The following is a 25,423-nucleotide window of genomic DNA, read 5'->3' as shown; positions in this document are numbered from 1 at the left end:
CCTATGTGGAGTCCTACTGAGGTTGGTGGGGAACTGATGTTATTTATTCTCCAGAATCTGATGCTACAATTACGGTTTTTACGTTACAAAAAAAACTTTCAACATACCATTAATCCAAAATTACCCAATGACTGATATATTTAAAAATTACTTGTCCTTAACAGGGGCACTCTCAGCCGAGGAGATTAACTTTTCCGCGAGTTTTTTCAAGCCGATCAGCTTGAAGAAAGGTGATTTTTTTATTCGAGAGGGTGATACTTGCCGTTATATTGGATTTATTGCTCATGGCGCCGTAAAGGCTTATGCTATCGACAATGAAGGAAAAGAAAATATAACCTGCTTTAAGTTTGAAAATGAATTTGCCACCTCGTTTCCGGAATTTGTGGCGCAGGAAAAATCCAGAAGGAGCATCAGGGCGATAGAAGATAGCATAATCTATGGAATAAGCTATCCAGACTATCTACATCTGCTTGGTCAGGTTACCACCTGGAACGGTATTATAAAATCGGTGATGGAGTGGGAGTATAACCAAAAGGAGCTTTACCTACTTAATTATAATAATAAGTCGGCTGTGGATAAATACCGTCATGTCTTGATGAACGAACCGATGCTCGTCCGTCGTATAGCGACACAAGATCTGGCATCGTACCTAGGCGTCACGCAACGGTCGCTTACCCGGGCCAAGGGACAATTGTATAGACCCAAGGAATTATAGGACAAATGTCCTTATTCGTTCCTGACCAGCGATGTAGATTTGCACAAAAAAATATGTTACGTCACATTGCTCCCGAGGTGGTTCAGATTTCGCTGATGCCGCGAAACAGTATTAACTGCTATATTATCGAAGGTGTATTGATAGACTCCGGAATACGGAGTTCGTATACCACTGTAAAGAAAGCCCTCAAGGAAATACCTGTTTACCAACATGTTCTTACGCATGCGCATGCGGATCACCAGGGCTGTAGCGATCAGCTATGCAAAGAGTTCGCGATACCTTTGCTCTGTCATCCCGCCGAAGTTTTTAGGACCGAAACGGGTATGGTAACCAAGGATTATCCAAGGCCACAACATTGGATAGCAAAACTTCAACAAAAGTATTGGGCGGGGCAGGGACATCAAGTCCAAAGAACAATTGTTGAGAACGATAGGATTGGAAACTTTCAGGTCATAGAGACACCCGGACATTCGGCAGGTCATATCTCATTATTCCGTGAGCGAGATGGTGTACTTATCATTGGAGATGTGGCGACAAATATGAACCTGCTAACAACTGCGACAGGTCTACAGCTTCCGCCAAATCTATTCACCACAGATCAGCAGCGCAACATCAAATCGCTGCAGAAGCTTACAAAACTGAATCCTGCCATTATCTGTTTCGGTCATGGTCCGATCATGATCAATAAAAATCGGAAGTTTGAGCAATTTGTGGCTAAATGCAGCGAGTTTTAATGTCAACTTCGTTGGAGTTGGAACAAAAAAAGATGATCAGCCGGACAGTATTTCGCGAAAAACCTCCGCGGGTAGAATATATATTAACAGACCGTTCCCGCTATGGATTACCTGTAATTCAGGTACTGAAGGAATATGGCGAATTATTGATTTCACTTGAAGCGGACAATATCTATTAGTAGTGTTTGGCAATACTGTATCTTGATACCATGTAATTGCTGAGTTATACGGAGAGATATACCGGAGTGGATGGATGCCAAACAATGGCAGATGACCCTTTTATTTCAGGTAAACCACCGGATGAGAAAGTACAATTTCTTCTATATTAATCAAAAAGACAAGATTATTTTTTTAGAAATTACACAAATCTTCCTTGTTGAAAAGTGAAGACTAATTTTCTATACGCTAAAATTTATTTAAGACAGTACAGATTTCATTCTTTTCAATTTTATGGTGGTCGATCGTTCATTAATTTTACTTTAATAATCATGATGTAATACGAAGTGATCTGATAAGCCCGTCTTCGAATTCAAAGTAGTACTTTAATAGGATTGGACTTCCGGGAAAAGTTCCTGAGATCTCCGCTGTCAATACCGCTTTATCTACGTTTCCGTCATATTGGAGAGGTTTAATGATCGTTTTGTATTTATTATTAGCCTCTTCTATCCAATCTTTTATTTCTGTCCTGCCGATGTGTGCGTGCCCTTCATCATAGACTTTTGCTGTACGAGCAAAACAATTTGAGTAATCTAGGCTATCAAAGTTATCCTGTGCTTTTATTAATGTTGTTATGACTTTTGGTAAATCCATTGCTTTTATTTTTTTATTGTTTAAAAATTATATAGGCTGAAATAAATAGTCCGTTAGATTGTTGGAAGTGTTCCGCCATCAATGACAAATTCAGTTCCAGTCAAATAGCCAGCTCTGGGCGAAACCAGAAACCCTACCAATTCAGCAACCTCCTCCGGAAAGGCTGGTCTGCCGTAAGGAATCCCTCCAAGAGCCTCCATTACACTCTGCTTGGCTTCTTCAACTGATATTCCGGAGCTTGCGGCGATTCTTTCCATCATTCTACCTGAGGCTTCAGTCATGATCCAGCCTGGAGAAACTGTAAGTACACGGATTCCTTTTGCTGACACTTCTTTGGAAAGCCCCTTGCTGTAATTGATCAAACCTGCTTTTGCAGCCGCGTAGGGGAGTGTTGAATCATGGAGTGGAAGTTTACCTTGGATCGAGGCGATGTGTATGATGACCCCGCTTTTATTTTCTATCATCTGTGGTAAAAAAGCTTTGTCGAGGCGTACTGGAGCTAGGAGATTCATTTGTATTGATTCTTCCCAGTCACTATCCTTCAATACTGCAAAGCCACCGCCAGGAGTGTCAGAACCACCGAGATTATTCACCAGAATATCCACTCGGCCGAATTTGCTTATTGCATCCCTATAAACAGTTTCTGCGCTGCCAGCTTTGCTCAGATCCGCTGCTATAAAATGCACGTTTTTATCCGGTTCTTCCGGTGGATTTCTTGCCGTAATGATCACCTTTGCGCCAGCGTATTTTAAACGTTCGGCTATAGCTTTTCCAGCACCTTTCGTACCACCTGTTACCACTGCCACCTTATCAATAAGCTCGTTCTGATAATCTAAATTGTTACTCATCTTTTCTTATTTTTTTGTCTATTCAATCCGCTATTGGCGAAAATATCTATTCCGTTGTACAAATTTGCGGAGTATCATAGGATCTCACAAGTACGGAGTTACGATTCAAATAGGGATAAATTATTCCCCTATTGTACATATGCGGGCAGTGATATAACTTTGCTTTATGTATGAGAGAAAAACTATGCCTAATCTTACATGTGGACTAGACCTTATTGGTGAGGTCTTATATGGTAAATGGAAAATGCGATTGCTTTGGTTCATTAACGAAGGCCACTTACGTCCGAGCGCACTTCAGCGCAAAATACCAGACGCATCTCGACGAGTGCTCAATATTCAACTTAAAGAACTTGAAGAACATGAACTTATTTCGAGAACGGTTTATCCTGTAGTTCCTCCCAAAGTAGAGTACAAGTTGACCGAATTTGGTCAGTCTTTAATTCCTATAATTGGTGCTTTAGGAATGTGGGGAGATAAATATGAAGAAAAATTGCGAACTGTAATCATCCGCACATTGAAAAGTGTGTAAATTTTTATTTTTCATCTGTTTTCCATTCCAACTTAAATTTAAAGCTGCAGCTCTTATTTCATTTTAAATTCCGTAGGTCTCATGTTGGTCAGCAGATAAAAGTTATTGCTAAAAGCAGATATATTTGAATAGCCAATCTCGTACGCAATCTCGGTCATATTCAAATCCGTATCGTTGATTAATTCCATAGCCTTAATAATCCGTAGCATTTTTAAGTACTGAACAAATGTAATGTGCAGTTTGGTTTGGAATAACCGGGTCAAACTACGCACACTCATTCCCGATTGTTGAGCAATAATATCTAAGCTTAGATTTTCATTTAACCTATTTCTAAAACTGTCGATTATGGCATTGAGCCTTTGATCGTCTGTTGTAGGAAGTTGTATGGAAAATTTTTTGAGATTTTCTTTTGATAATACGCCTTTAAGCGTGCTTAAAAATTCAAATTCCCATGAACCTTTGTAATAGTCACCTTGCCACTTCTCACTAAATGAGAGCATTTCAGCCAAAAGCTTACTCACCGGATAAATGCCCAATTCATTATGAAAATTACCAGCTCTTTCTTCCGGAAAATAGATATTGATAATATATAAATCTTGCGTGTTGAACATCAGGTTGTGCCGATAATTTTTTGGTATCCAGATATAATGATTAGACGGAATGTAGAAATCCTTTTCGTCTGTCTGCAAATAAGCAATCCCACCATAAACCAATAACAACTGAGCTTTATTGTGCTGATGAGCAGGCAAACGCTGTTCCATCTGCTGTCGCATCACCAGGATTGAATCAGGATTTTGATCAACAGTATTTATTAATTGGCTAAGAATTTCCATATGGCCAAATTTAACAAATATTAGGCTAATTATATAAAGTAATGCCTTGCTATGATGGATAATTTTGCCGTGTAAATAATAGTAAAGTCATTATGAAACATAACATCATAAAACCTGACAAAGATTTAGAACTTGAAACACAAGCCAAAAAATCTGATAATAGATCATATCATTCACATGAAGAAATTGATAGCGCTAACATCTTCTGGTTTGCTTATGGGTATAACTATGCTTTTATGCCAATGGTAGATTTAACCTTTGCCTTTGATGAATTGAAAAAGATAGTAAAACCATGGCTAGCAAGAAGAAAGAAATATATAAAGAAAACGGATGAAACAATATAAAATGGCCTCGATTTTGGGCTTATTGTTAGCCCTATTTGCACAATCTCTCTATGCCCAGCATACAGCTAATGCGCACATATTAAACTTGGAAGAAATTTGGAAAGTTGCCGAAACAAATAACCGTCAACTGAAACTATCTGACTTCAGTCTTCAGCAAAGTAATTTAGAAATATTAGAGGCAAAAGACCGTTTGTTGCCGGAACTTTCGGTTGGTGCAGATGTAAAACTCAATTCCAAATTTCTGATCTATGACAATGGACTATTCTCTTCTCCACAGGATGTGCCTGTAAAAGGTTACGGTTATGGAGTGGGCTACAACTTGGACTTCAATCTTTACAATGGTGGTAAAGACAAAAGAAACATCGTCATGAAAAAGGAAGAAGAGATACGCACACACTATGAAGTTGATCTGCAAAAGCACAGCGTAAAATATAATGTTGCAGTTGCATATTTTGATTTGTACAAGTTTCTGCATTTCCATGATTTTCTTGATGCAGAAATTGAAGCAGAAAAAAAACAATTGGCACTCGTAGAAAGCCTGCATAAAAACGGCACTGTACTAAAGAGTGATGTACTGAGAACCTCCGTAAAATTATCGCAACTGGAGCTCAGCCTTTCTGATGTTGCGAAGAGGATTGAAATCGCTAAACAACGGCTCAATATCCTGATGGGGCGCGAAAATGATGCTGAGCTGGCAATAAAACACCAAGATACAATTGAATTAAACGCGATCACAGAAGGTAGCTACTACGATTATGTAGATATCGCTTTCAACAAATCGCCAGAGTACAAGATAGTCCATAGCGATATTAAATTGAGTGAGCTGAACATCAAGCAGATAAAAGCGACACGATTGCCCAAAGTCTCCTTGTATTCACATTACAATTACACGTATCCGCAGATTTCATTCTATCCGTATTCGAATGATTTATGGGGATTTGGTCAGACAGGGATTAAAGTCCAGTTTTCTATCGATAACCTATACAAAAGCAAACATTCCATCGCTCATGCCGAAGTGGTCAGTAATCAGGCAAAAGAAAAAGCGAACATTAAAAAAGATGAAATCTATCTTCAGGTAAAAGAAGCTTATTTACAGCAACGACAGGCTTTAGAGAGCGTGGAAACAGCGAAGCAAAATATCATTAAAACCTCCGAAACTGTTCGTGTTATCAGAAGTAGCTACTTAAACCAGGAATCTCTTCTGACCGATCTTCTGGAAGCCGAAAATGCTTTATTGGAAGCTAAATTTAATCTGACAACAGCACAAACAAACGTAAAACTCACGCATATCAGGCTATTGGCAATTATCGGAATTCTCTAATACAAATATCATGAACAAAAATAAAACAGATAAAATTGTTGTAAGCCTGACCAAATGGTTTGGTATCACATTATTCGTAGGAATCATTATTTGGGGAGCTACCTATTTCTTAAAAGGATATCGCTATGAACAGACCAATGACGCTCAGATCGATGCCTATCTTTCCCCAATAAATGCAAAAGTAGGTGGCTATATCCGTAAAATATATTATAAGGACAATCAGCAGGTTAAAAGAGGCGATACGCTTGTGGTGATTGAATTGGATGAGTACGGGCTGAAAAAAGATGCTGTGTCGGCAGAACTCATGAGCTCACAGGCCAAATTACCGATCTTGTCTGCCAGCGAAAAAACGCAGATTAAAAGCATTGAAGTCATAAAGGCCCAATTGGCAGGTGCTAAAGCGAGATTGAACCAGCAGCAAAAAGAATTTGACCGGTATAAAAATCTACTGGCTGACGGATCTACCACACAACAAAAATTTGACAACATCAGTGCTTCTTTATCCATCACACAATCAGATTATGACCAGACAAAAGCTTCTTTACAAGTCGCTGAATCCAGACTAAATAATTTCAGGGTAGAGCGCAATGCCATACAGGCAGAAATAAAGATCAAAGAAGCACTTCTTGAAAGACAGGAATTGGACATTAAATATACCATTATCACTGCACCTTTTGATGGACAAATCGGTAAAAAGACCATTCAGGCAGGGCAACTGATACAACCCGGACAGACATTGGCATTCTTGCTGAACAAAACCGAGGAAAAATGGGTAATGGCAAATTTTAAGGAAACACAGATTGGTAAATTCAAAATCGGGCAAGCAGTATCTATTGAAGTCGATGCTTTTCCGAATGAAAAATTTACGGGTACAATCGAGTCCCTTTCGCCAACCACAGGTTCCCGTTATTCGCTACTTCCACCAGATAATGCTACAGGTAATTTTGTGAAAATCATCCAACGTATTCCTGTTCGGATTGAACTTACCGATACGCCCGAAAAATTAACTAAGCTTTCTGCCGGAATGAATGCGAATGTTTACGTTTTAAAAGATTAATCATGCAAGCACATAAAATACCAATTTTCAAATCCTGGGTATCTGAATGGATGGCAAGATCCGTCATATTTGTTATTCTGATGACCTGTCTGTTTAGTTTTGCTTTTTATGGAAGTCCGGTTGCAGCGATGGGCTTTTACGGAATACAACCTACCGATGTACAATATGGTATGGTCGTTGTCTATGGTTCTACCGTTGCTTTCCTGGCACTGGATTTTAGAATCGTAAAATATTTTGCACCAAGGGAATATCTACTGCTAGCACTTGCAGTAAATGCAATATGTTCTGTAGTTTGTTTTTATTTCAAAGATTGGACATTATTTATTTTCTGCCAGTTTTTGCAAGGTATTACCTGTGCGTTGATGTCAGGAATAGTGTTACAGCTTATTTTTCCACGGTTACAGTCTGTACGTGCCCGTGTGATTGCTTATAGTCTTCTTTATGGCAGTATACAAATAGCTGTGCCATTTTACTCTATCTATACCAGTGTAGTCATTCATTTCTTTGATTTCAACTGGTTATTCTACGGATTTATTATCATAATCATCATACTGACGTGTGTTGTGTTACTTACGATGAACAGTAAAGCCCGGTTTACCAAAAAGATACCACTTTATCAGGTGGATTGGATAGGCTATTTATTTTATGTGTCTTTTATCTTGATATTAGGATACATCCTTGTGTACGGACGACAATTGGGATGGTATGATAGTTCACTGATCATTACCCTAAGTTTAGTTAACCTAATCATTCTTTCTCTTTTTATTATCAGAGAATTAAAACTTAAACGACCATTAATCAATTTACAGATCTTTGAGGCAAAGAATTTTGTTATAGGGCTTTTGCTTCTTTTTACCTTTTATATCTTTAAAGGGAGTACAGGGCTAACCTATGGTTATCTTGAAGCAATTTTAGGAAACCATCCACTGAGTACCATTCCGGTATGGGCCGCTGTAATTTTTGGAACTACACTGAGTATGTTTATTACGTCTCGATTTGTATTGATGGGTTATAACCTGATCAGGATGATTATTGTTGGTTTTGGGTTGATGGCCGTATATTATGCCTATATGATACTATTTGTGTCTGTACAGGGCGAAACAATCGATTTCCTTCTACCTATGTTTATTTATGGTGTGGCAACAGGTGTATTGTTTGTTCCGATTGTTTCATTTACCGCATCATCAGCACCGTCTAAAATAGCTTTAAATGCTTCGCTTGTAGGGATATTAGCTAGGTTCACTGGGTTTACAGCTAGTCTGGCACTTAATAACGAACTTCAATTATTTGCAAAATCATCAGTAAGGGAAAAGGTTCGGGAATCACTCACCGAAACGAACCCTCAATTGCCTGTCACATTACTGGATATTCAAAACCAATACATAAATGGAGGTAGTGATATTTATACATCAAAAACAGGATCCTTAGGCTATTTTAATCAGATGGTAGGCCATCAAATATTGGCTCGTGCTACTAGAGATTATTATGATTTGATGTTAACAGGTTTGATTTTCGTCATCATTATTTTACTCTTCTTGCCTCAAATTCAACATGTTGTTTTGAGATTAAGAAAAGGAAATGTTCCTTATTAAAATTTTGTAATGCCAGAAAGTATCATAACGAAATATAATTCATACACACAACACTGTAAATTCATTTAGGAAAAACAAGCTGCCACAGTGAATTTGAGACCGCCTCTTTACTTTAAAGTTGCTCAATATTGATTTTATTTTCATTGACAGGGATAATCCGCCCCCTAAAAACTAGTATACCAGCTGAATTTCTCAAATTCAGGATTTTTATGAAAACTGGAAACTTATCATTTCCATAAAGCCACTAGCTGGATGGACGTAAATTTCGTTTTCTCCATATAATTTTTTCTCCATCGACTGTGTCGAATCAGATGTTATTATATCTCCTTTAAAAAATTGGATTAATCCAGTTATATCAAATTTGTGATAGACCATGATTGGCCAGCCTAAGCCCTGTTCCAGGGAACGGAGCATGAGGCGGGATTTCTCTCGATTGCTTTCATGAATGGTTTCAAATGGTAAAACGTAGTCTAGTATGACCACTTTCTTTCCATCAGCAGCGGCTAATTTTTCAAGCAGTGTACTGAACTTATCCCGGCTGATGTAATAGACAAAACCTTCCAGTAGGAATATAGTGGGACTTGACGAATGATGGCCCAATCTTTTTAATTCATCCAACAAGGGGGCAATATCGGTAGCATCATGAGTGATCAGCTTCACTTTATCCTGATCACCGATCAATTCTGTATAGAGAGCCCGTTTTTCATCCATAAATTCAATATCAACTTCAAAGATTGTTTCAATTTGATGGTCGCATTGCTCTAGTAGATAGAGTGAAATTGGGTCAAGACCTGCTCCTAAAATACAGACCTGGAATTGTGTGAATTGATTAGCGTAGTAATCGAAAAGATTGCGGATATATCTTTTTCTCAGTACAGCGATTGACTCGGAGTGTTCGAAAATTTGTTTAAAGCTCTTTAAAAGCAGTTCCCCTTCTGAAGTTTCAATATTTTCTAAATATGCCTGGCATGTTTTTCCATCTTGGTAAATTTCGCTTGCTAAACAAAGTACTAAGCTGGCAGTTGGTGAAATTTTAAATTTACTTTTTAAGGGGTTGTCCATAATGATTGAAAGAGAGGTGTAATTATTTGCTGCAAATATTCATTAATGCAATAATACGAGAAAAATAGGGGTTTAAATAATTTTTTTATTATAAATATTACCTTGTAGTTAGTTTATCTGTTTTTGAAATTATATTCCGCTGAGGATTCCCTACAATGGTACAAAAAGCAAGGCCAATCATCCACAAATTCAATTTTTAAAAGTAAACCCATGACTACAGATGCTAGCGAATAAAATATCACAAGATCCTTTGGCAGGTTGGAGTCTATTACTAAAGTTGTCAAAGAGATCCTAGTAATTGTTGCTATTATTAAAACAAATTTGACAATCTATCGGTAGCATATGATAAAGAGTATGAAATCGCAACTAAATTTGCTGATCTGACCGAGAGTGCAAACAATACGGTTGAAAAGAGAATTCGAAAATAATGTCATCGTTTCTCTTTGAAAAAATATTATTAAATTTAAAATATGGTAGGATTAAAAGTAGGCCCAATCTTTTATAAAATAGGTAATGGCAATATTCTACATTCATTCTTTTCAACAGTTGCTTACAACCTTGAGAACAATAAATGGGGGAGTCGTTTCCCCTTCATTATGGAAGAATTATACTATAGAAGTTTATCTCCGGAGAAAGTAGATCTGGCGAGTGAAGAAATAAAAAAGATTTTTGCCGAATTGCAAGAATATGCTCCTTCTATGGTAATCTGGGATATTGAAGATCTGTCAAAACGGCCGCCATGGGGTGATAATATCGCTGAAACAATAACCAGCCTGGACAATTATTTTTATATCAGCGATGGTGAAAATCTATCAGTTGTATTCGATAAAGCCCTGGTTACTGCTAAGAGAGTTAATAAAGAAGTGCTAGTCTATAGTTTATAAATTTTATTTTAAGTAATCCCTTATTACATTTGGTAATTAATAGATTGGAGTTGATTCTTTGTCAATTTAAATTTAGTTAACAAAGAGATGTCCCAGAGTATCATTCTTTATTTTTCCTTTATTTCCTAATCTTCCCTATTGGGTAGCTGTTTCCAAAAACAGAGATTCTGTTACTACTTCCCTTAATCCAGCTACTCTCGTTGTCTTCACAGTTCTGAACTTTGTCATAGAAAATAAAAAAGTATGAATATTATTAAAATATTGACAACCGCAGGACTTTTAAGTATGTACTCACAAGTAATAGCAGGCAGTTTTGCTGCTGCATATCAAAAATCTTTTGATTCAAATACTCTATTTGCAAACCAAAAAAATCAAACCATGATGGACACTATCCAACCCGAACAGACAATTATCGATCTCGCAGGACATCAAGTTCCTGTGTTAAAGGATGGCCTTTATGATCGGTTCCGTTCAAATCCGCCATTGTCTGTCATCGAAAAAGAAAGACCGGATATTGATCTTAGCTGGTTCAAGACTATCGAAAAAGAGAAAAAGGACGTTGGATTTATAACTTATTCTCCCAATTTCTATTACAGTAACAGCAGTATTACAGTAATCTATACAGCTGATATGAAGACCTTGAAAAAACTTATTCCGGCCGAAGTCCGTGATATTGTAAAACCAATTTCCATCAGACCGGGACGAGGGCTTATTGCCATAACAGCTTATGCGTATCATTATTGTGATAATGATTCATATAACGAGCTGTCGATTTCCATTGTTACGACCAAACCAGATGCAGGAAACTGGGGTGTATTCTCTTTGCTCAGAGAAGTAAAAAACAAAAGCCTCTGGGGCTACGTTTTAAAGCTTCCCGTAGATACAGAGCTTGCCAGAGTACGAGGAGTAGTTGGATATAACTTACCGAAATGGCTGATCCCAATGGATTATAGTGACAAAGGAGATTCTATGAACTTTACTTTTTACGACGAATCAGGTAAGCCGGATTTCTCGATAGGAGGAAAAAAATTAGATATAGAAAATACAGAACCTGAGATAGTTCGTTCTAATTTTATCAATTTGGATAAAAACGGAAGATTAACTCACGGCTATACAGATGTACGGGCACTTAAAAAAGCAACCAGTAAAAAGAAAGAAGACGTGAAACTTGACCTTACTGAGGGGCCTTTATCAAAATTCATTAAATCCTTGGATTTTGGAAAACTGATGAGATACGATTATCAGCCGGAGTTTCAGGCGGCATTGTTCACTCCCGAACCAACTAGTAACACAAAGAAATAACAGATTTAATATTAAAGGATTAAAATAATGGATTTTGCTAAAATATTTCAGTCACAAAAAGAGTTTTTCAATTCGCACCAAACAAAAGATATAGCTTTTCGTAAGGATACGCTGGTAAAGCTGAAAAATCTTTTGAAAGCAAATGAAGATCAGCTTTATGAAGCGATCTATAAAGATTTTCGCAAAGGAAAATTTGATACTTTTCTTACAGAACTCAATCTAGTGTATAATGAAATAAATTTTTTCCTTAAAAATCTGAAGAAGCTGAGTAAACCTAAAAAAGTCAAAACTGCCTTGAGTTTACAACCCGGAAAGAGTTATATCCATTATGATTCCCTGGGAGTTACACTAATCATTGGCGCATGGAATTACCCTTATCAATTGACATTGAGCCCTATGGTTAGTGCCATTGCCGCTGGAAATACCTGTATCATCAAACCCAGTGAACTTCCCGAAAATACGATGCATCTGTTAGCAGATCTTATTAACAATAATTTTCCATCAAACTATCTCTATGTCGTGCAGGGAGGCATTCCGGAAACAACAGAACTATTGAAATTTCGATTTGATAAAATATTTTTTACCGGGAGTCCGAAAGTTGGGAAGATCGTATACGAGGCTGCTGCAAAAAATCTGGTTCCAGTTACATTGGAGCTTGGAGGAAAATCACCCGCAATAGTGACTAAAAGTGCAGACCTTGAAGTCGCGGCAAAAAGGCTGGTCTGGGGAAAATTCCTGAATGGCGGGCAGACCTGTATTGCGCCAGACTATCTGTTGGTGGAAGAATCCGTAAAACCCAAACTCCTGCAATTGATGACAGAGAAACTTCTGGAAACCAATTATTCTGATGGTGCCGAGCATTATACAAGCATCATCAATAAACGGAATTTTGACCGAGTACTTGGCCTTATAGATGAGTCAAAAGTGATATATGGAGGGAAGTATAATGCAGATTCTCTTTACATCGAACCTACTATCATGGATAATGTAACTTGGGAAGATCCGGTAATGCAGGAGGAAATATTTGGGCCAGTTTTACCAGTCATGACTTACAATAATTATGATGAAGTTCTCAATAAAATAATCGAAGGTGAAAAACCATTGGCTGCTTATTTGTTTAGTAATAATGAAGAAGAAAAAGATAAGCTTTTGAAATTGGTTTCTTTCGGTGGCGGATGTATCAACGATACACTGATGCACATTACCAGTGACTATCTCCCGTTCGGAGGTGTTGGGAACTCTGGAATTGGAAATTATCATGGCGAGTTCGGCTTTCTTACCTTCTCCCATCAGAAATCAGTGATCGAAAAAACAAACTGGGGAGAGCCGGACTGGAAATATCCGCCTTACACAGATAAAAAAATGCACTGGCTGAAAAAGGTGATGTAACAGAGATTCTGTTACAACTTACCTGAATTGAGCTACTCAGGTCTTTATAGATCTTCTGAAATTTGTGTCGTAATTTAAAACAGCAAAAGATATGCAAACGATATTAGGGGCTAACGGTCAGATTGGCGAAGAGCTCGCAAGAGAACTCAAAAGAAATTTTACTTCATCGATACGGATTGTCAGTAGGAATGCGAAAAAAGTGAATGACACAGACGAAGTCTTTTCTGCGGATCTATCGATTCGTGAGAAAGCAGTCGAGGCCGTAAAAGGCAGTGAAATTGCCTATTTTACATTAGGCCTTCCGATCAGTTCAGACCTTTGGGAAAAACAGTTTCCGCTTATCCTTCGTAACGTGATTGACGCCTGTAAGATTAACCATACAAAACTCGTATTCTTTGACAACACGTATATGTATCCCCAGGATGATCGCGTATTGACAGAAAAAACAGCTTTTGCACCTGTGGGAAGAAAAGGAAGAGTCAGAAGAGAGATGGCCGAAATGCTGTTGAAGGAAATGGAGTCAGGTGAACTTGAAGCCGTGATCTGTCGTGCTCCAGAATTTTACGGCCCGGGCAAAACGCAGAGTATTACCAATACCTTGATTTTTAATAATATCAAAGAAGGTAAAAAGCTGAAAGCTCCATTGAGCGTAAACAAAAAAAGAAGCCTGATATGGACTCCTGATGCGAGCCGAGCCACTGCTTTGATCGGGAATACTCCTGACGCGTTCGGCCAGACCTGGCATCTCCCGGTAGATAAAAGCCACCCCACCTACAAAGAGTTTATCCGAATGGCTTCCGGAATTTACAGCAGAGACCTGAAATGCTCTGCTGTTCCAAAATTGATGTTTAAAATAGGCTCACTTTTCAACAAAAGCGTAAAGGAATTACTGGAGCTTCTTCCGAGGTATGAGCACGATAACATATTTGATGATTCAAAATTCAGAAAGAAATTTCCGGATTTTCAGATCACATCATATAAGCAGGGAATCAGTATCATTAAAGATGAACAGCTTTCAGTAGACAAAATAATTAAGTAAATTAGTCATGTACAAATCTGAAAATCAGCATATGAAAACTCCGGAAAAAGTATCATCCATAAGTACACTTCATCAATTTTTAGGACTAAAAAGACCTAAAAATCCGCTGATCAGTGTGTTTAATTTTGATGATATCAAACTGGAACCAGAAACCATTCTAGGAGCTATTACAACCGACTTTTATGTCATTGCTTTAAAGAAAGACTGTGCCGGAGGAAAATGCAGGTATGGCCAGCAATATTATGATTTTGAGGAGGGTATTATGTATTTTATTGCGCCACATCAGGTTCTTCAGTTTGATGATATACTACTGAATGATGTAAAAGGATTTGTGTTAGTGGTACACTCTGATTTTCTTCATGGATATAGCCTGGCATCCAACATAAAAGAATATGGTTATTTTTCCTATACAGCCAATGAAGCCTTGCATCTTTCTGAAAAGGAAGAGAAAACCATTTTTGATATCATAAGGAATGTTGAACAGGAAATTGATATCAACATGGATTCCTTTACACAAGATCTACTTGTCTCTAACCTTGATCTTCTGTTAAAATATTGTGACCGTTATTACAACCGCCAGTTTTTGACCAGAAAGAAAGTGAATAGTGACCTTCTTTCCAAGTTGGAGCTATTATTGGATGATTATTTCAAAAATGATAAGTTAACCATTAACGGTATACCCTCAGTTCACTTCATTGCTGAGCAACTGCACCTGAGTGCAAATTATTTGAGTGATATGTTAAGAGTGCAGACAGGGCAAACCACACAGCAGCATATCCAGAACCGGTTGATCGAAAAAGCAAAAGAATTACTCTCTACTACTTCAATGTCGGTTTCTGAAGTTGCCTACCAGCTTGGATTTGAACATCCGCAATCATTTCACCGCCTCTTTAAAAGCCGAACATCATTTTCTCCACTGGAATTCAGATCATCATTAAATTAATGAGGATGATTTAAAAATGAAAGTTGAAATACAGAGATTCGGTTACTAATTCCCGTAATTAAGCTACTGTTAAATCGTCCGATAGTGCGAATTTTGTTGTAATCAAATAAGTGATCCATGAAAAAGCTTTTATTAATTGTTACCAATGTCGATAAGTATGCAAGTGGTCTGCCAACTGGACTATGGCTCAGTGAGCTGACGCATATCTATCATAAAGCCAAGGATAGAAATTGGAACATAACGATAGCAAGTCCAAAGGGAGGTCTTGTTCCCATTGATCCTGAAAGCCTGAAGCCATTGGTTCTTGACAAGATTTCGAAAAATTATTATGAAGATCCATTATTCATGGAGGAGCTGAACCATTCAAAAAGCCTTTATGAAGTAATTAATGAATCTTTTGATTGTGTATATCTTGCCGGCGGACATGCTACGATGTATGATTTTCCAGATGACGAAAATATTAAAAAAATCATCAGCCAACAATACGAAAATGGGAAACTGGTCGCCGCAATCTGTCATGGGGTTGGTGGATTATTAAATGTAAGTCTTAGCAATGGTGAGCATATGATCAAAGGAAAATCAATGACCGGATTTGATTGGTTTGAAGAAACTATTGCCAGAAGAAAACGTGAAGTTCCGTTCAACCTTGAAGCCGCCATTAAAGAACGGGGAGCAGATCTCAAAAAGGCTTTTATACCAATGACCTCCAATGTTGTTATTGATGGTCATTTGATAACGGGTCAAAACCCTTTCAGTTCAAAGGAAATGGCAGATGTAGTTGTTGAGCAACTTGAAAAAATATAAACTTTGATGACCTGAATAAGGTTATTACTCATATAGTAATCATTAAAATTTCAATTATGGCAAACAACATTAAAGCTGAAAGCGATCCTCAGATCCTTTCGGGGATTCGCGAATTTCTGAAGGGTTTGAATAATAGTGGCGGAAAACCATTGGAAACATTGACTCCCCAGGAAGCCAGACAAGTTTTGGTTGATGCACAAAATTCTGTTGAAGTGGATTATAGCGGTATAATAGAAGATGAAAGGGAAATTACACAGGATGGAATTACGGTCAATATCCATATTGTAAAACCTGCTAATGCCTCTTCCGAAAACCTTCCAGTATTCATGTTTACTCACGGGGGAGGATGGGTATTGGGTGACTATCCAACACATAGAAGATTGGTAAGAGATCTCGTTGTTCACAGTGGTGCAGCAGCAGTTTTTACCGATTATACCCCTTCTCCGGAAGCACAATATCCGGTAGCTATAAATCAGATATATGCAGCCACTAAATGGGTGGCAGAGAATGGTGCTGAAATTGGTGTTGATGGTAAAAATATGGCTGCTGCCGGAAACAGCGTCGGGGGAAATATGACGGCAGTCCTTTGCCTGATGGCAAAAGATAAAAGGGGACCAGAAATAAAATTCCAGTTGCTTCTATGGCCTGTCACTGACGCCGATTTTACGCGTGACTCGTGGCAAAAATATGCAGAAGAAAGGTTCCTGACAGCCCCACTAATGAAATGGATGTGGGATAATTATCTTCCTGATACTGAAAAACGCAAACAATATTATGCAACCCCGTTCAATGCACCATTGGAAAAACTTCAAGGACTTCCACCTGCATTAGTTCAGCTGGCTGAAAATGATATCCTTTTTGACGAAGGTTTAGCGTACGCAAGAAAGCTGGATGAAGCTGGAGTTCCGACAACCATCGAGACTTATAATGGATTTATTCATGATTATGGTCTATTAAATCCATTAGATCATATTGAAGCAGTGAAGTTTTCTTCAGAGCAAGGAGCACTAGCTCTTAAAAAAGCTTTGTTTGGAAAAGGATAATCCTAAAAGAAGGTAATTTTATATTTATTTAAGAGATGAGCTAGAAAATTATTAAACATAGGTCGATTGAAAAAAAGCGATTATAGCTGGTCGTTTAGATGAGGACGTTATAAAATCTTAAATCCTGTTTTACTATAAATCCAGGGCGAGCCTAGGGATGTTTACGATTGATTGCTTTGAGGCTTGATGGTATGCTCATACCATTATCATTTATGGTAATGATCAAAAACGAAATGAAAATGACTGAATTTGTCTATGTTTAAGTGATATATTGATGATATTATGTTTTGATATACCAAAAGATAGTGATTCTTAGCAGTTGTTGTTTATCAAAACTCAGTAAAACCATATTATCTTTAAACTATTTTACTTCTAAAAATAAATATGTTAAAATCTCACCCTTCCAATGGTTGTGCAGCGATTTCTGTTTTATCGGTTGCCATTGTTTTTTTTGTAGGAATTATCCTTTTTCTTACCCAAAAATCATATTTAATTAATTATTTTGGAGCATCGTCAAATGGTGAAATTGTTAGAATAGATAGTATTCACCAAGGATATTACAAATACGAATTTCAATACGGTATAAGACAATCAAATGGAAAATTTGCTATTGTTAAAGAAGGAAATTATAAAAATAAAAACCATCAATTGGGAGAAAAGGTAAAAATAAAAACGTACAAAAATGAATCAGATTTTGAGGCCCAATCTCCAAATTTTTATTTGTTGATACCTTTACTTTTGGTGTTTGCTCTTTTTGTACGAATGTATTTTGTTTTCAGATAACTTCTTATTAAATAAGATATATTGCATAAATATATCTTATTTAATAAGAAGTTTTAAGTAGTTTAATATTATTCCACTGTGCTCGGCTTCGTGAAAGTTAGCAGCTTGAAGTGCTTGAATGTGATTATTTATAAAGATGCCAATCGGTAAGCTAAAGGGTTGGTATTTAACAAATATACCCGATTCTAGATCTTTACCCAGTTGATTTACTGTATAAAGTAATAAATGTTTTATTTCATCAATGTCTGGAATACTTTTCCAAGTATGTGGGGAAGTCCCAATTTTGAACATTTCCATAAATTCCTGTGATATATGCATTGGTAATCCACTACGCATATACATATGCCGCTGCTGAGATGTGATACAGTGACCAATTTGCCAAACTATATTATTGTTAAAGTCTTCTGGAATTTCAAATAATATTTTGTTATCAACTGTTTCTATTAATTGAAATAACCTAGTTCTGCTAGCTTTTAAGATTTCAAATTCAAATAGTTCATTAGCCATATTATTGATTAATTAAAAGGGCTATTCGTCAATATGATCTTTCAATTCTTCTTTCAATTTGTAGAATAACTCTAATTCGTACTGGAGGTGTTCTGACCTCTCCCCAAATTTAGGAGTGTTCTAAAATAGAAAATTTCGCTGTTTTGACCTGTTTTCCGATAAACATTTCAGGTATCAGATCCCCCAAACAACTATGGGGTCTGAAGGTATTGTATTCCTCCCTCCGGGTTTCAATTTTTTCCTTCGCATCTTCCAATGACAGGAACCAATGCGCGTTTAGGCACTCGTCTCGAAAACTTCCATTGAATGACTCAATATACGGATTATCTGTTGGTTTTCCTGGTCTGGAGAAAACTAATTCCACCTGATGCTCATATGCCCACCTATCGACTTCCTCGGAAATAAATTATTCACTAGTGTTTGTTTTATTTGGTGTTCATGATTGCTCCGCAATTCTGATCCGTTATCCACTTGGATTTTCCTGGGCATTGCCTGCTGGAATAGGCGGAGTTCTTCCAAAGCAGCGACCACGTCACTTCCTTTAAGTCCCTGTCCAATCTCAATAGCCATGCATTTACAGCTATAGTTATCCACTATAGTTAAGCAGCGGATTTTTTGGCCATCGAACAGCGTATCAGCGACAAAGTCCATACTCCGCAACACGGGTACCTGTCTCGGACTGTTTGATCGCAAAGGCGATCTGTGCTTCGGTAAACTTTGATTTTTTCATCGCTTTTCCTCTCTTTTAAAATTAGTAATTCAAGTCCGAATTCTCTACTTTTAAATGCTCCAGTTTTTTGGAGAGAGGTCAGTTGTTTTAGTTCAAGATTGAAAAGGATTTACCACTCCATTTTTTCTAAACTCACAGTTCCGCTCATATTAACATTTGATAGGTGGGTGTAAGAGCAATCTAACTGTTTAAGTTCTCTTAATCCATACACATTAAGATCAACTAACGGATTATCCCTCAGAGATAATTCTTCAAGATTAGTAAATTTACTAAAATCCAATTTCGACAATTGATTCTCGTCTAACCTGATCAGCTTTACTGCAGGGCATCCGGTTATATTAAACTCTGTGAGCATGTTTTTCTGAAACTCGATATGTACAAGATTTGGAAGATCAGAAATGTTCACTTTGCTGACTGCATTCTGTAGCATTTTTATCTCTTCAAGCTTTTGCAGTCCTGTTAAATCTATGGTGCTAATTTTATTCTGGTGAATGTGTAAAGTCCGGAGGTTTGTCAGCCCCTTAAGGTTGATGCTCTGGATCTGGTTATCGTATCCAAATATCTCTTCCAGATTTTTCATGCCTTCTAAGTCCAATACTTTTACCTGATTGTTCCAAAAGCTCAGCTCTTTTAAGTTAGTGAAATTTTTAATGCCAACCAACGAACTAATATCGGCTTTATCAAGACTTAGCCTCGTTACTTTCTGTGCTTCAGATAGCTGGATTTCTTGATCTCCATTAAGATCAATACCCGCAGTGACCAATTGCTTTTTGAAATTCGGATCGGGTATTTTTATAGTTTGAGCTAGACTAGTGAAAGATACCGACATCCCAACGATGATAATGTATAAATACCAATGTTTTTTCATGATTTTCTCTGATTTTTAATTACTCACCGTTACATTTACAACTGCGCCAGCTTCTTTGACTTCAACAAATCCACTTACTTCATTCTCAATAAAAACGTCGTAATGATGATCCTCATAAATTGGCGAAGATCCTAAAGCATATCCGTAAACATTATAAGAGGTGCTCGTTCCTGTTTGCACGGCAACGGTTTTTTGCCTGGCAAATGCAATCCAACTAATGATATAATATTTCCCAGGTTTCAGGTTGGTAAACTGAAAAGTACCTTTATCATCCAAAAATCTGCCTTCTATCCGATAAGTAAATGCAACAGGGCTCATTGTAGCCTGCTTTTTACGACTATTAAATTTTTTCTTTAACTCCAGAAACTCAGTGAAATAGGGTGTCACTGGGAATAGTAGGATCTGGCTTCCTTTAACCCCAAAATTATCTTTCCCTTTTTTCTTAAGTGTAGCGGTGCCTTCTATAGTAGCGCTTCCTCTTTCCATCAATCTTGCTGTCTCTGCTTCATTAAAAGGCGTAGTGGGAAGAACCCATTGAGGAGCTTTTTGTGCATAAGCAATGCTGCAACATAAAAAAAGCAACAAATTAATCGATAATATCTTTGGCAATGTTTTCATATTTTATTGCTTCAATTTTTTGTGCATTTAAAATTTAGTAGAACTTATGGCTTATTAATAACGTCAGCTTCGTTTTTTGAGCTCAAAAGTTGTGCCATCAGTTGCGGTTAAGGTGATTTTAATTATAGTAGTTATAATCGCTAGCTAATCTCCGTAATCTATGGCAGAAACTGGAATTGCTACTGGATTAAACAGCATATATCGAGAATTGCATAAATTTGAGAGAGGGCTTCGACCTTATCAAAACAATATACAACAGACTATGAAGATTTTTTTAAAAATACTTTTAATTTTAGGTGGGATTGGGTTTGTCCTTTTTGTAGGTTTTATGGGTATAATGATTGCCGCTTTTGGCAGCTTTGATAAAGATTATTCCATATCGGAACTTAAAGAAAACTTTGAGGAAAAGAAGGATGAAATTTATGAACTCAAAAATTATATAAACAAGATCATTCCGCCTGACAAATCAGTTGAGATAGAATTTGAGAACAACAATACTTTAGGTATTTTTCTGGAAGAAGACCAATTAATTTATTTGTGTCAGAAATTACTGCTACTAAATAAAATATTAGAAGACGAAGGACAAGTACATCCATTGGAAATCGAGAAATTAAGACTTGAGTCTTCTAAGTTAATGACATTTTCCAGTTGATGATAACTCGTGTAACGATTGAAAGAAAATTTTAGATAATTTTTTTACTGCCGTGCATTTCAGTAAATTTGATTTTTAACATAAACTTTAAGTAAGAATGGAAAAGTATAATTACGGGATCATTGGTCTGGGTGTAATGGGAAGAAATCTGCTTTACAATATTGCCGATAATGGTTTTTCTGTCGTAGGATTCGATTTAGATGAAGAAAAGGTAATAGAACTTCGTAAAGGAGTGGCTTCGGGTACAAAGGTTGTTGGATCTGTTTCTCTAGAGGAATTTGTGCTAAGTTTAGACAGTCCGCGAAAAATTATTTTGATGGTTCCTGCAGGCAAACCGGTTGATGCTGTTCTTGAAAGCATAACACCGCTTCTGAGTCCAAAAGATATTGTAATTGATGCGGGAAATTCTTATTTCAAAGATACCGAGAGACGTATAGCTGATTTGGCTTCTAAAAACCTTCATTTTATGGGAATGGGAGTTTCTGGAGGAGAGCAGGGCGCAAGAAGAGGACCGAGTATTATGCCGGGTGGAGATTTGGAAGTTTTCAATTTGGTGAAACCCATGCTGGAAGTTATTTCGGCAAAAGTAAACGGAGAACCTTGCACCGCTTATATGGGGAAAGGAGCTGCAGGGAATTATGTTAAAATGGTTCACAACGGAATTGAATATGCCATCATGCAATTAATCAGTGAAGCATACGATTTACTGAGAAAAGGAGTTAATCTCACCAATGAACAATTGTATGAAGTTTTCAAAAGATGGAATGAAGGCGAGATGAATTCTTTCCTTATTGAAATAACAAGAGATATTTTCCAGCAAAAAGATGATGTAACAGACGGTTTTCTTGTCGACAAGATTTTAGATAAAGCAGGAGCAAAAGGAACCGGAAAATGGACCTCCCAGGAGGCGATGGAAGTTGGGGTGTCTATTCCAACGATCGATATTGCAGTAACATCAAGAATTTTATCCGCTTACAAAGACGAGCGAGTGAAAGCATATCAATTATATGCTAAAGAAGAAGTAAAAACTCCTGAAAATACAGAATTATTCATCAAAGAGGTGGGGGATGCTTTGTATTTATCTACTTTAATCAGTTATGCTCAAGGTTTGGCATTATTGGTAAAAGCTTCTGAAGAATATCAGTTTGAAATTCCGTTAAAAGATGTTGTTAAAATCTGGAGGGGTGGATGTATCATCCGTTCTGTTCTATTGGAAAAATTTTATCTGGCTTATTCAAAATATGAGAACTTATCTAATATTTTATTGGATCAGGAAATTTCAGAAATTGTAAAAGATAAAATTTCGTCATTAAGAAAAACAGCTGCTTTTGCTGTATCAAACGGAATTCCAAGCTTAGGAATTCAGTCGGCTCTAGGGTATTTCGAAGCTTACACCACAGCATCTTTGCCTGTAAACTTGCTTCAGGCTCAGCGTGATTATTTTGGTGCGCACACTTACCAAAGAACTGACAGAGAAGGAGTCTTTCATACTTCATGGCAAAACCTAAATAACTAAATCCTAACAATGAGTGACAATACAGTCCTGCATCCAACAACGATCGTTATTTTTGGTGCAACAGGGGATTTGGCAAAAAGAAAGCTTTTTCCTGCATTTTACAATTTATATATCGATGGCAGAATGCCAAAAGGTTTTAATATTTTAGCTTTAGGAAGAGCCGAAAATACGGATGAAAAATTCAGCGCTTATATTAAAGAAAATCTGGAGAGTTTTTCCAGGAAGACTGTAATCAAGGAAGATTGGGCTGGTTTTCAGGCTCACATCAGCTATTTTCAGCATCAGCTTGATGAAGAAAGCTCTTATCAGAATTTATATCAGAAACTGGAAAATTTCGATAAAGTGTACGGAATGAGAGGAAACAGACTTTTCTATTTGTCCATTGCACCAAACTTTGTATCGGTAATTTCAAATCATCTTAAAAATACGTCAATAGCATCTGATCCTGCAACAGATCGAATTATTATCGAAAAACCTTTTGGTCACAATAAAGAATCTGCCATTGAGCTGAATAATCTTCTTTCACAAACTTTCCAGGAAGAACAGATTTATCGTATCGATCATTATTTAGGTAAAGAAACAGTTCAAAATATTTTGGCGTTCAGGTTCGGAAATTCAATTTTTGAACCACTTTGGAACCACAGACATATAGAATCGGTGCAGATTACGGTTGCCGAAGAAGTAGGAGTGGAAACAAGAGCCAGTTTTTATGAGCAGACAGGAGCTTTGCGCGATATGATTCAGAACCATCTTTTGCAAATTCTTTGCATGGTTGCTATGGAACCTCCGGCCTCACTCGAATCAGGTGAGATCAGGGATCGTAAAGTTGATGTTTTAAAATCCATCCGTAGGATTTCTCCCGAAAAAGTAGATCATTATGCGGTAAGAGGACAGTACGGACGAGGCAAAGTAAATGGACTGAAAGTAAATGGCTATCGCCAGGAAGAGGGAATTGCTCCTGATTCCAATACGGAAACATTTGTCGCTATTAAGTTTTATCTGGATAATGAAAGATGGGAGGATGTTCCTTTTTATGTTCGTACTGGGAAGAAGATGAAAGAAAAGCATTCTTATATAACGATTCAGTTTAAGCCACTTCCAAATTCTACGTTTTCAGAAAGCACTTCGCTTCTGTCAGCTAACCGGTTGGTTATTAATATTCAGCCACAAATGGACATCAGATTGCAGTTTATGTCTAAAAAGCCAGGCTTGTCTTTAGAGCTTAAACCTGTGGAAATGATTTTCGATAATTTTGCCTGTCAGACCGATACTCCCGAAGCTTATGAAACTCTTTTATTGGAAGCACTTGTGGGAGACCTTACACTGTTTATGCGCTCTGATCAGGTCGAAGAAGCTTGGGATGTGATAAAAACGATTCAGGAAACCTGGGAAAAAACCAAAGACCCATCTTTCCCAAATTATGCTTCGGGAAACTGGGGACCTGATGACAGTGATGCACTGGTAGAGCGGCAGGGACATCAGTGGGTTTAAAATCTAATTAAAAGAAAATGAATATTACAATATTTAATAATCTGGATGCTTTATATAAAAAGGCAGCTGATACATTTGTTGAGCTTTCGAAACAAGCAATCCAGAAGCATGATAAATTTGTGGTTGCGTTGAGTGGTGGCTCCTCACCAAAAGCCATCTTTAGTTTATTAGCTACTCCCGAATATGCAGATAAAATAATTTGGAACAAAATCTATTTTTTTTGGGTAGATGAAAGATGGGTGTCTCTTGAAGATGAGAAAAGTAATTTTAAGATGACTTTGGAAGTACTTTTGAATAAAGTTCCAGTCAATGAAAATCAGATTTTCCCCATGTATAAAGACGGAATTGAGCCTGAAAATTATGCTAAAGAATACGAAGCTCAAATCAGAAATGTTTTGGGAGCTGACGGTATTTTTGATTTCATCCTTTTAGGAATGGGTGATGATGGCCACACAGCTTCTCTGTTTCCAGGTGAAAAGATTTTACAAGAAAAAGAAAAATGGGTTGATGCCTACTATCTAAAGCCACAGGAAATGTTCAGAATTACGTTGACTGAACCTATCATCAATAAAGCTGAAAATATCCTGATTGTTACATTTGGTAAATCCAAGAAAAGCGCTTTGAATGAGGTTCTTAATGGTGTATATAATCCTGAATTATACCCGCTACAGTTAATTGAAAAGAAAGCAGGAGTCCAGATTTTTACGGATAAAGAAGCTGGAAACCCGGATATAAACCAGTTTTAATAAATTTGTCTACATTAAAAATAAATATACTAACGTAAAATATGAACGAGTAATATTTAAGATTGATGACCGGTTTGTTCAACAGAATCCCAATGAAGTTTTAGTTGATGAAAGTAATATCATGCTAGTTTCTGTTTCACCTATTAAGTTTACCGGTGACTTAGATGATTTATACTTGATTACTATCTTTTCCCGAAGTGATAAAAACCTTAAAAGCTTTAACGCAATACGTCTTCGTTAAGTATGATTGACCCCAATCATAC

At 37.2% G+C, this 25,423-nt stretch carries 27 protein-coding genes and 1 pseudogene; 20 read left to right on the top strand and 8 right to left on the bottom strand.

Annotated elements, in window-relative coordinates; genetic code table 11:
- The first annotated feature begins 127 nt into the window (after positions 1 to 127).
- The 3 genes from AC07UV_RS01065 to AC07UV_RS01055 are packed head-to-tail and all read left to right on the top strand — an operon-like array spanning position 128 to position 1,628.
- Positions 128 to 715 (top strand): Crp/Fnr family transcriptional regulator, encoded by a 588-nt coding sequence (locus tag AC07UV_RS01065; protein WP_495182408.1) that lies wholly within the window; start codon positions 128 to 130, stop codon positions 713 to 715.
- Positions 716 to 768: 53 nt separating this feature from the next.
- Positions 769 to 1,449, top strand: coding sequence for an MBL fold metallo-hydrolase (locus AC07UV_RS01060; protein WP_495182407.1), 681 nt, complete (start codon positions 769 to 771; stop codon positions 1,447 to 1,449).
- Entirely contained in the window at positions 1,449 to 1,628 is a 180-nt protein-coding gene (locus AC07UV_RS01055) for a winged helix-turn-helix transcriptional regulator (RefSeq protein WP_495182406.1), read from the top strand. The genes AC07UV_RS01060 and AC07UV_RS01055 overlap by 1 nt, the downstream gene beginning before the upstream one ends.
- A 307-nt stretch (positions 1,629 to 1,935) precedes the next feature.
- On the opposite strand, the gene AC07UV_RS01050 is transcribed toward AC07UV_RS01055, so the two are convergent.
- The gene (locus tag AC07UV_RS01050; RefSeq protein ID WP_495182405.1) at positions 1,936 to 2,259 is read right to left on the bottom strand and encodes a nuclear transport factor 2 family protein; all 324 of its coding nucleotides are present in this window, start codon (positions 2,257 to 2,259) and stop codon (positions 1,936 to 1,938) included.
- Positions 2,260 to 2,312: 53 nt separating this feature from the next.
- Positions 2,313 to 3,107: an SDR family oxidoreductase gene (locus tag AC07UV_RS01045; RefSeq protein WP_495182404.1), complete on the bottom strand. Its 795-nt coding sequence runs from the start codon at positions 3,105 to 3,107 to the stop codon at positions 2,313 to 2,315.
- Positions 3,108 to 3,273: 166 nt separating this feature from the next.
- Between AC07UV_RS01045 and AC07UV_RS01040 the strand changes: the two genes are divergently transcribed.
- Positions 3,274 to 3,636: a winged helix-turn-helix transcriptional regulator gene (locus tag AC07UV_RS01040; protein WP_282253866.1), complete on the top strand. Its 363-nt coding sequence runs from the start codon at positions 3,274 to 3,276 to the stop codon at positions 3,634 to 3,636.
- 53 nt (positions 3,637 to 3,689) lie between these two features.
- Here AC07UV_RS01040 and AC07UV_RS01035 read toward each other — a convergent pair whose 3' ends face one another.
- Positions 3,690 to 4,469 carry a helix-turn-helix domain-containing protein gene (locus tag AC07UV_RS01035; RefSeq protein ID WP_282253867.1) on the bottom strand — a complete coding sequence of 260 codons (780 nt, stop codon included), beginning with the start codon at positions 4,467 to 4,469 and terminating at the stop codon, positions 3,690 to 3,692.
- A 92-nt stretch (positions 4,470 to 4,561) separates the two neighbouring features.
- On the opposite strand from AC07UV_RS01035, the gene AC07UV_RS01030 reads away from it, so the two are divergent.
- The 4 genes from AC07UV_RS01030 to AC07UV_RS01015 are packed head-to-tail and all read left to right on the top strand — an operon-like array spanning position 4,562 to position 8,783.
- Entirely contained in the window at positions 4,562 to 4,813 is a 252-nt protein-coding gene (locus AC07UV_RS01030; RefSeq protein WP_495182403.1) for a hypothetical protein, read from the top strand.
- On the top strand, positions 4,800 to 6,134 hold the full coding sequence (locus AC07UV_RS01025) for a TolC family protein (protein WP_495182402.1): 1,335 nt from the start codon (positions 4,800 to 4,802) through the stop codon (positions 6,132 to 6,134). Before AC07UV_RS01030 ends, AC07UV_RS01025 begins: the two co-directional genes overlap by 14 nt.
- Before the next feature lie 10 nt (positions 6,135 to 6,144).
- Positions 6,145 to 7,191, top strand: a complete 1,047-nt coding sequence (locus AC07UV_RS01020) for an HlyD family secretion protein (protein WP_495182401.1) — start codon at positions 6,145 to 6,147, stop codon at positions 7,189 to 7,191.
- A gap of 2 nt (positions 7,192 to 7,193) precedes the next feature.
- Positions 7,194 to 8,783, top strand: coding sequence for an MFS transporter (locus AC07UV_RS01015; RefSeq protein ID WP_282253872.1), 1,590 nt, complete (start codon positions 7,194 to 7,196; stop codon positions 8,781 to 8,783).
- Positions 8,784 to 8,990: 207 nt separating this feature from the next.
- On the opposite strand, the gene AC07UV_RS01010 is transcribed toward AC07UV_RS01015, so the two are convergent.
- Entirely contained in the window at positions 8,991 to 9,845 is an 855-nt protein-coding gene (locus AC07UV_RS01010) for a class I SAM-dependent methyltransferase (RefSeq protein ID WP_495182400.1), read from the bottom strand.
- Between the two features lie 470 nt (positions 9,846 to 10,315).
- Between AC07UV_RS01010 and AC07UV_RS01005 the strand changes: the two genes are divergently transcribed.
- The 8 genes from AC07UV_RS01005 (at position 10,316) to AC07UV_RS00970 (ending at position 18,032) form a co-directional block, all read left to right on the top strand.
- Positions 10,316 to 10,729, top strand: a complete 414-nt coding sequence (locus AC07UV_RS01005) for an Imm70 family immunity protein (protein ID WP_495182399.1) — start codon at positions 10,316 to 10,318, stop codon at positions 10,727 to 10,729.
- Positions 10,730 to 10,972: 243 nt separating this feature from the next.
- On the top strand, positions 10,973 to 12,031 hold the full coding sequence (locus AC07UV_RS01000; protein WP_495182398.1) for a hypothetical protein: 1,059 nt from the start codon (positions 10,973 to 10,975) through the stop codon (positions 12,029 to 12,031).
- Positions 12,032 to 12,058: 27 nt separating this feature from the next.
- The gene (locus tag AC07UV_RS00995) at positions 12,059 to 13,420 is read left to right on the top strand and encodes an aldehyde dehydrogenase (RefSeq protein ID WP_495182397.1); all 1,362 of its coding nucleotides are present in this window, start codon (positions 12,059 to 12,061) and stop codon (positions 13,418 to 13,420) included.
- Positions 13,421 to 13,511: 91 nt separating this feature from the next.
- Positions 13,512 to 14,459: an NAD-dependent epimerase/dehydratase family protein gene (locus tag AC07UV_RS00990; RefSeq protein ID WP_495182396.1), complete on the top strand. Its 948-nt coding sequence runs from the start codon at positions 13,512 to 13,514 to the stop codon at positions 14,457 to 14,459.
- A gap of 31 nt (positions 14,460 to 14,490) precedes the next feature.
- A complete protein-coding gene (locus AC07UV_RS00985) occupies positions 14,491 to 15,402 on the top strand; it encodes a helix-turn-helix domain-containing protein (RefSeq protein ID WP_495182395.1) in 912 nt (303 codons plus the stop codon).
- A gap of 117 nt (positions 15,403 to 15,519) precedes the next feature.
- Complete coding sequence (locus AC07UV_RS00980; RefSeq protein WP_495182394.1) at positions 15,520 to 16,206, top strand: type 1 glutamine amidotransferase domain-containing protein; 687 nt, start codon at positions 15,520 to 15,522, stop codon at positions 16,204 to 16,206.
- Between the two features lie 56 nt (positions 16,207 to 16,262).
- Entirely contained in the window at positions 16,263 to 17,249 is a 987-nt protein-coding gene (locus AC07UV_RS00975) for an alpha/beta hydrolase (protein ID WP_495182393.1), read from the top strand.
- A 384-nt stretch (positions 17,250 to 17,633) separates the two neighbouring features.
- Positions 17,634 to 18,032: a hypothetical protein gene (locus tag AC07UV_RS00970; protein ID WP_495182392.1), complete on the top strand. Its 399-nt coding sequence runs from the start codon at positions 17,634 to 17,636 to the stop codon at positions 18,030 to 18,032.
- Positions 18,033 to 18,068: 36 nt separating this feature from the next.
- Here the strand turns inward: AC07UV_RS00970 and AC07UV_RS00965 are convergent, their stop codons facing one another.
- The 4 genes and pseudogenes from AC07UV_RS00965 to AC07UV_RS00950 form a co-directional block, all read right to left on the bottom strand.
- Complete coding sequence (locus tag AC07UV_RS00965; RefSeq protein ID WP_495182391.1) at positions 18,069 to 18,539, bottom strand: DinB family protein; 471 nt, start codon at positions 18,537 to 18,539, stop codon at positions 18,069 to 18,071.
- A gap of 109 nt (positions 18,540 to 18,648) precedes the next feature.
- Positions 18,649 to 19,193 (bottom strand): annotated as a pseudogene (locus tag AC07UV_RS00960) (integrase core domain-containing protein); the annotation flags it as partial.
- Positions 19,194 to 19,378: 185 nt separating this feature from the next.
- Positions 19,379 to 20,137: a leucine-rich repeat domain-containing protein gene (locus AC07UV_RS00955; RefSeq protein ID WP_495182390.1), complete on the bottom strand. Its 759-nt coding sequence runs from the start codon at positions 20,135 to 20,137 to the stop codon at positions 19,379 to 19,381.
- Between the two features lie 15 nt (positions 20,138 to 20,152).
- A complete protein-coding gene (locus AC07UV_RS00950) occupies positions 20,153 to 20,755 on the bottom strand; it encodes a hypothetical protein (protein ID WP_282253892.1) in 603 nt (200 codons plus the stop codon).
- Positions 20,756 to 20,915: 160 nt separating this feature from the next.
- Here AC07UV_RS00950 and AC07UV_RS00945 point away from each other — a divergent pair, with 160 nt between their 5' ends.
- From AC07UV_RS00945 to pgl, 4 genes are all read left to right on the top strand, one after another.
- Positions 20,916 to 21,407 carry a hypothetical protein gene (locus AC07UV_RS00945; RefSeq protein ID WP_495182389.1) on the top strand — a complete coding sequence of 164 codons (492 nt, stop codon included), beginning with the start codon at positions 20,916 to 20,918 and terminating at the stop codon, positions 21,405 to 21,407.
- A 97-nt stretch (positions 21,408 to 21,504) separates the two neighbouring features.
- A complete protein-coding gene (gene gnd, locus AC07UV_RS00940) occupies positions 21,505 to 22,923 on the top strand; it encodes an NADP-dependent phosphogluconate dehydrogenase (protein WP_495182388.1) in 1,419 nt (472 codons plus the stop codon).
- A 9-nt stretch (positions 22,924 to 22,932) separates the two neighbouring features.
- Complete coding sequence (zwf, locus tag AC07UV_RS00935) at positions 22,933 to 24,414, top strand: glucose-6-phosphate dehydrogenase (RefSeq protein ID WP_282253895.1); 1,482 nt, start codon at positions 22,933 to 22,935, stop codon at positions 24,412 to 24,414.
- 17 nt (positions 24,415 to 24,431) lie between these two features.
- Complete coding sequence (pgl, locus tag AC07UV_RS00930) at positions 24,432 to 25,160, top strand: 6-phosphogluconolactonase (protein WP_495182387.1); 729 nt, start codon at positions 24,432 to 24,434, stop codon at positions 25,158 to 25,160.
- Positions 25,161 to 25,423 lie beyond the last annotated feature (263 nt).

Source organism: Sphingobacterium sp. GW821-FHT03E03, assembly GCF_059420745.1.
The sequence above is the reverse complement of the archived record's forward strand: the minus strand, read 5'-3'. Positions and strand labels throughout refer to the sequence as shown.

Excerpts from the sequence above, each read along its gene's own strand:
- AC07UV_RS01065 (WP_495182408.1), top strand. The coding sequence starts at position 128 with ATGACTGATATATTTAAAAATTACTTGTCCTTAACAGGGGCACTCTCA.
- AC07UV_RS01060 (WP_495182407.1), top strand. The coding sequence starts at position 769 with ATGTTACGTCACATTGCTCCCGAGGTGGTTCAGATTTCGCTGATGCCG.
- AC07UV_RS01055 (WP_495182406.1), top strand. The coding sequence starts at position 1,449 with ATGTCAACTTCGTTGGAGTTGGAACAAAAAAAGATGATCAGCCGGACA.
- AC07UV_RS01050 (WP_495182405.1), bottom strand. The coding sequence starts at position 2,259 with ATGGATTTACCAAAAGTCATAACAACATTAATAAAAGCACAGGATAAC.
- AC07UV_RS01045 (WP_495182404.1), bottom strand. The coding sequence starts at position 3,107 with ATGAGTAACAATTTAGATTATCAGAACGAGCTTATTGATAAGGTGGCA.
- AC07UV_RS01040 (WP_282253866.1), top strand. The coding sequence starts at position 3,274 with ATGTATGAGAGAAAAACTATGCCTAATCTTACATGTGGACTAGACCTT.
- AC07UV_RS01035 (WP_282253867.1), bottom strand. The coding sequence starts at position 4,469 with ATGGAAATTCTTAGCCAATTAATAAATACTGTTGATCAAAATCCTGAT.
- AC07UV_RS01030 (WP_495182403.1), top strand. The coding sequence starts at position 4,562 with ATGAAACATAACATCATAAAACCTGACAAAGATTTAGAACTTGAAACA.
- AC07UV_RS01025 (WP_495182402.1), top strand. The coding sequence starts at position 4,800 with ATGAAACAATATAAAATGGCCTCGATTTTGGGCTTATTGTTAGCCCTA.
- AC07UV_RS01020 (WP_495182401.1), top strand. The coding sequence starts at position 6,145 with ATGAACAAAAATAAAACAGATAAAATTGTTGTAAGCCTGACCAAATGG.
- AC07UV_RS01015 (WP_282253872.1), top strand. The coding sequence starts at position 7,194 with ATGCAAGCACATAAAATACCAATTTTCAAATCCTGGGTATCTGAATGG.
- AC07UV_RS01010 (WP_495182400.1), bottom strand. The coding sequence starts at position 9,845 with ATGGACAACCCCTTAAAAAGTAAATTTAAAATTTCACCAACTGCCAGC.
- AC07UV_RS01005 (WP_495182399.1), top strand. The coding sequence starts at position 10,316 with ATGGTAGGATTAAAAGTAGGCCCAATCTTTTATAAAATAGGTAATGGC.
- AC07UV_RS01000 (WP_495182398.1), top strand. The coding sequence starts at position 10,973 with ATGAATATTATTAAAATATTGACAACCGCAGGACTTTTAAGTATGTAC.
- AC07UV_RS00995 (WP_495182397.1), top strand. The coding sequence starts at position 12,059 with ATGGATTTTGCTAAAATATTTCAGTCACAAAAAGAGTTTTTCAATTCG.
- AC07UV_RS00990 (WP_495182396.1), top strand. The coding sequence starts at position 13,512 with ATGCAAACGATATTAGGGGCTAACGGTCAGATTGGCGAAGAGCTCGCA.
- AC07UV_RS00985 (WP_495182395.1), top strand. The coding sequence starts at position 14,491 with ATGAAAACTCCGGAAAAAGTATCATCCATAAGTACACTTCATCAATTT.
- AC07UV_RS00980 (WP_495182394.1), top strand. The coding sequence starts at position 15,520 with ATGAAAAAGCTTTTATTAATTGTTACCAATGTCGATAAGTATGCAAGT.
- AC07UV_RS00975 (WP_495182393.1), top strand. The coding sequence starts at position 16,263 with ATGGCAAACAACATTAAAGCTGAAAGCGATCCTCAGATCCTTTCGGGG.
- AC07UV_RS00970 (WP_495182392.1), top strand. The coding sequence starts at position 17,634 with ATGTTAAAATCTCACCCTTCCAATGGTTGTGCAGCGATTTCTGTTTTA.
- AC07UV_RS00965 (WP_495182391.1), bottom strand. The coding sequence starts at position 18,539 with ATGGCTAATGAACTATTTGAATTTGAAATCTTAAAAGCTAGCAGAACT.
- AC07UV_RS00955 (WP_495182390.1), bottom strand. The coding sequence starts at position 20,137 with ATGAAAAAACATTGGTATTTATACATTATCATCGTTGGGATGTCGGTA.
- AC07UV_RS00950 (WP_282253892.1), bottom strand. The coding sequence starts at position 20,755 with ATGAAAACATTGCCAAAGATATTATCGATTAATTTGTTGCTTTTTTTA.
- AC07UV_RS00945 (WP_495182389.1), top strand. The coding sequence starts at position 20,916 with ATGGCAGAAACTGGAATTGCTACTGGATTAAACAGCATATATCGAGAA.
- gnd (WP_495182388.1), top strand. The coding sequence starts at position 21,505 with ATGGAAAAGTATAATTACGGGATCATTGGTCTGGGTGTAATGGGAAGA.
- zwf (WP_282253895.1), top strand. The coding sequence starts at position 22,933 with ATGAGTGACAATACAGTCCTGCATCCAACAACGATCGTTATTTTTGGT.
- pgl (WP_495182387.1), top strand. The coding sequence starts at position 24,432 with ATGAATATTACAATATTTAATAATCTGGATGCTTTATATAAAAAGGCA.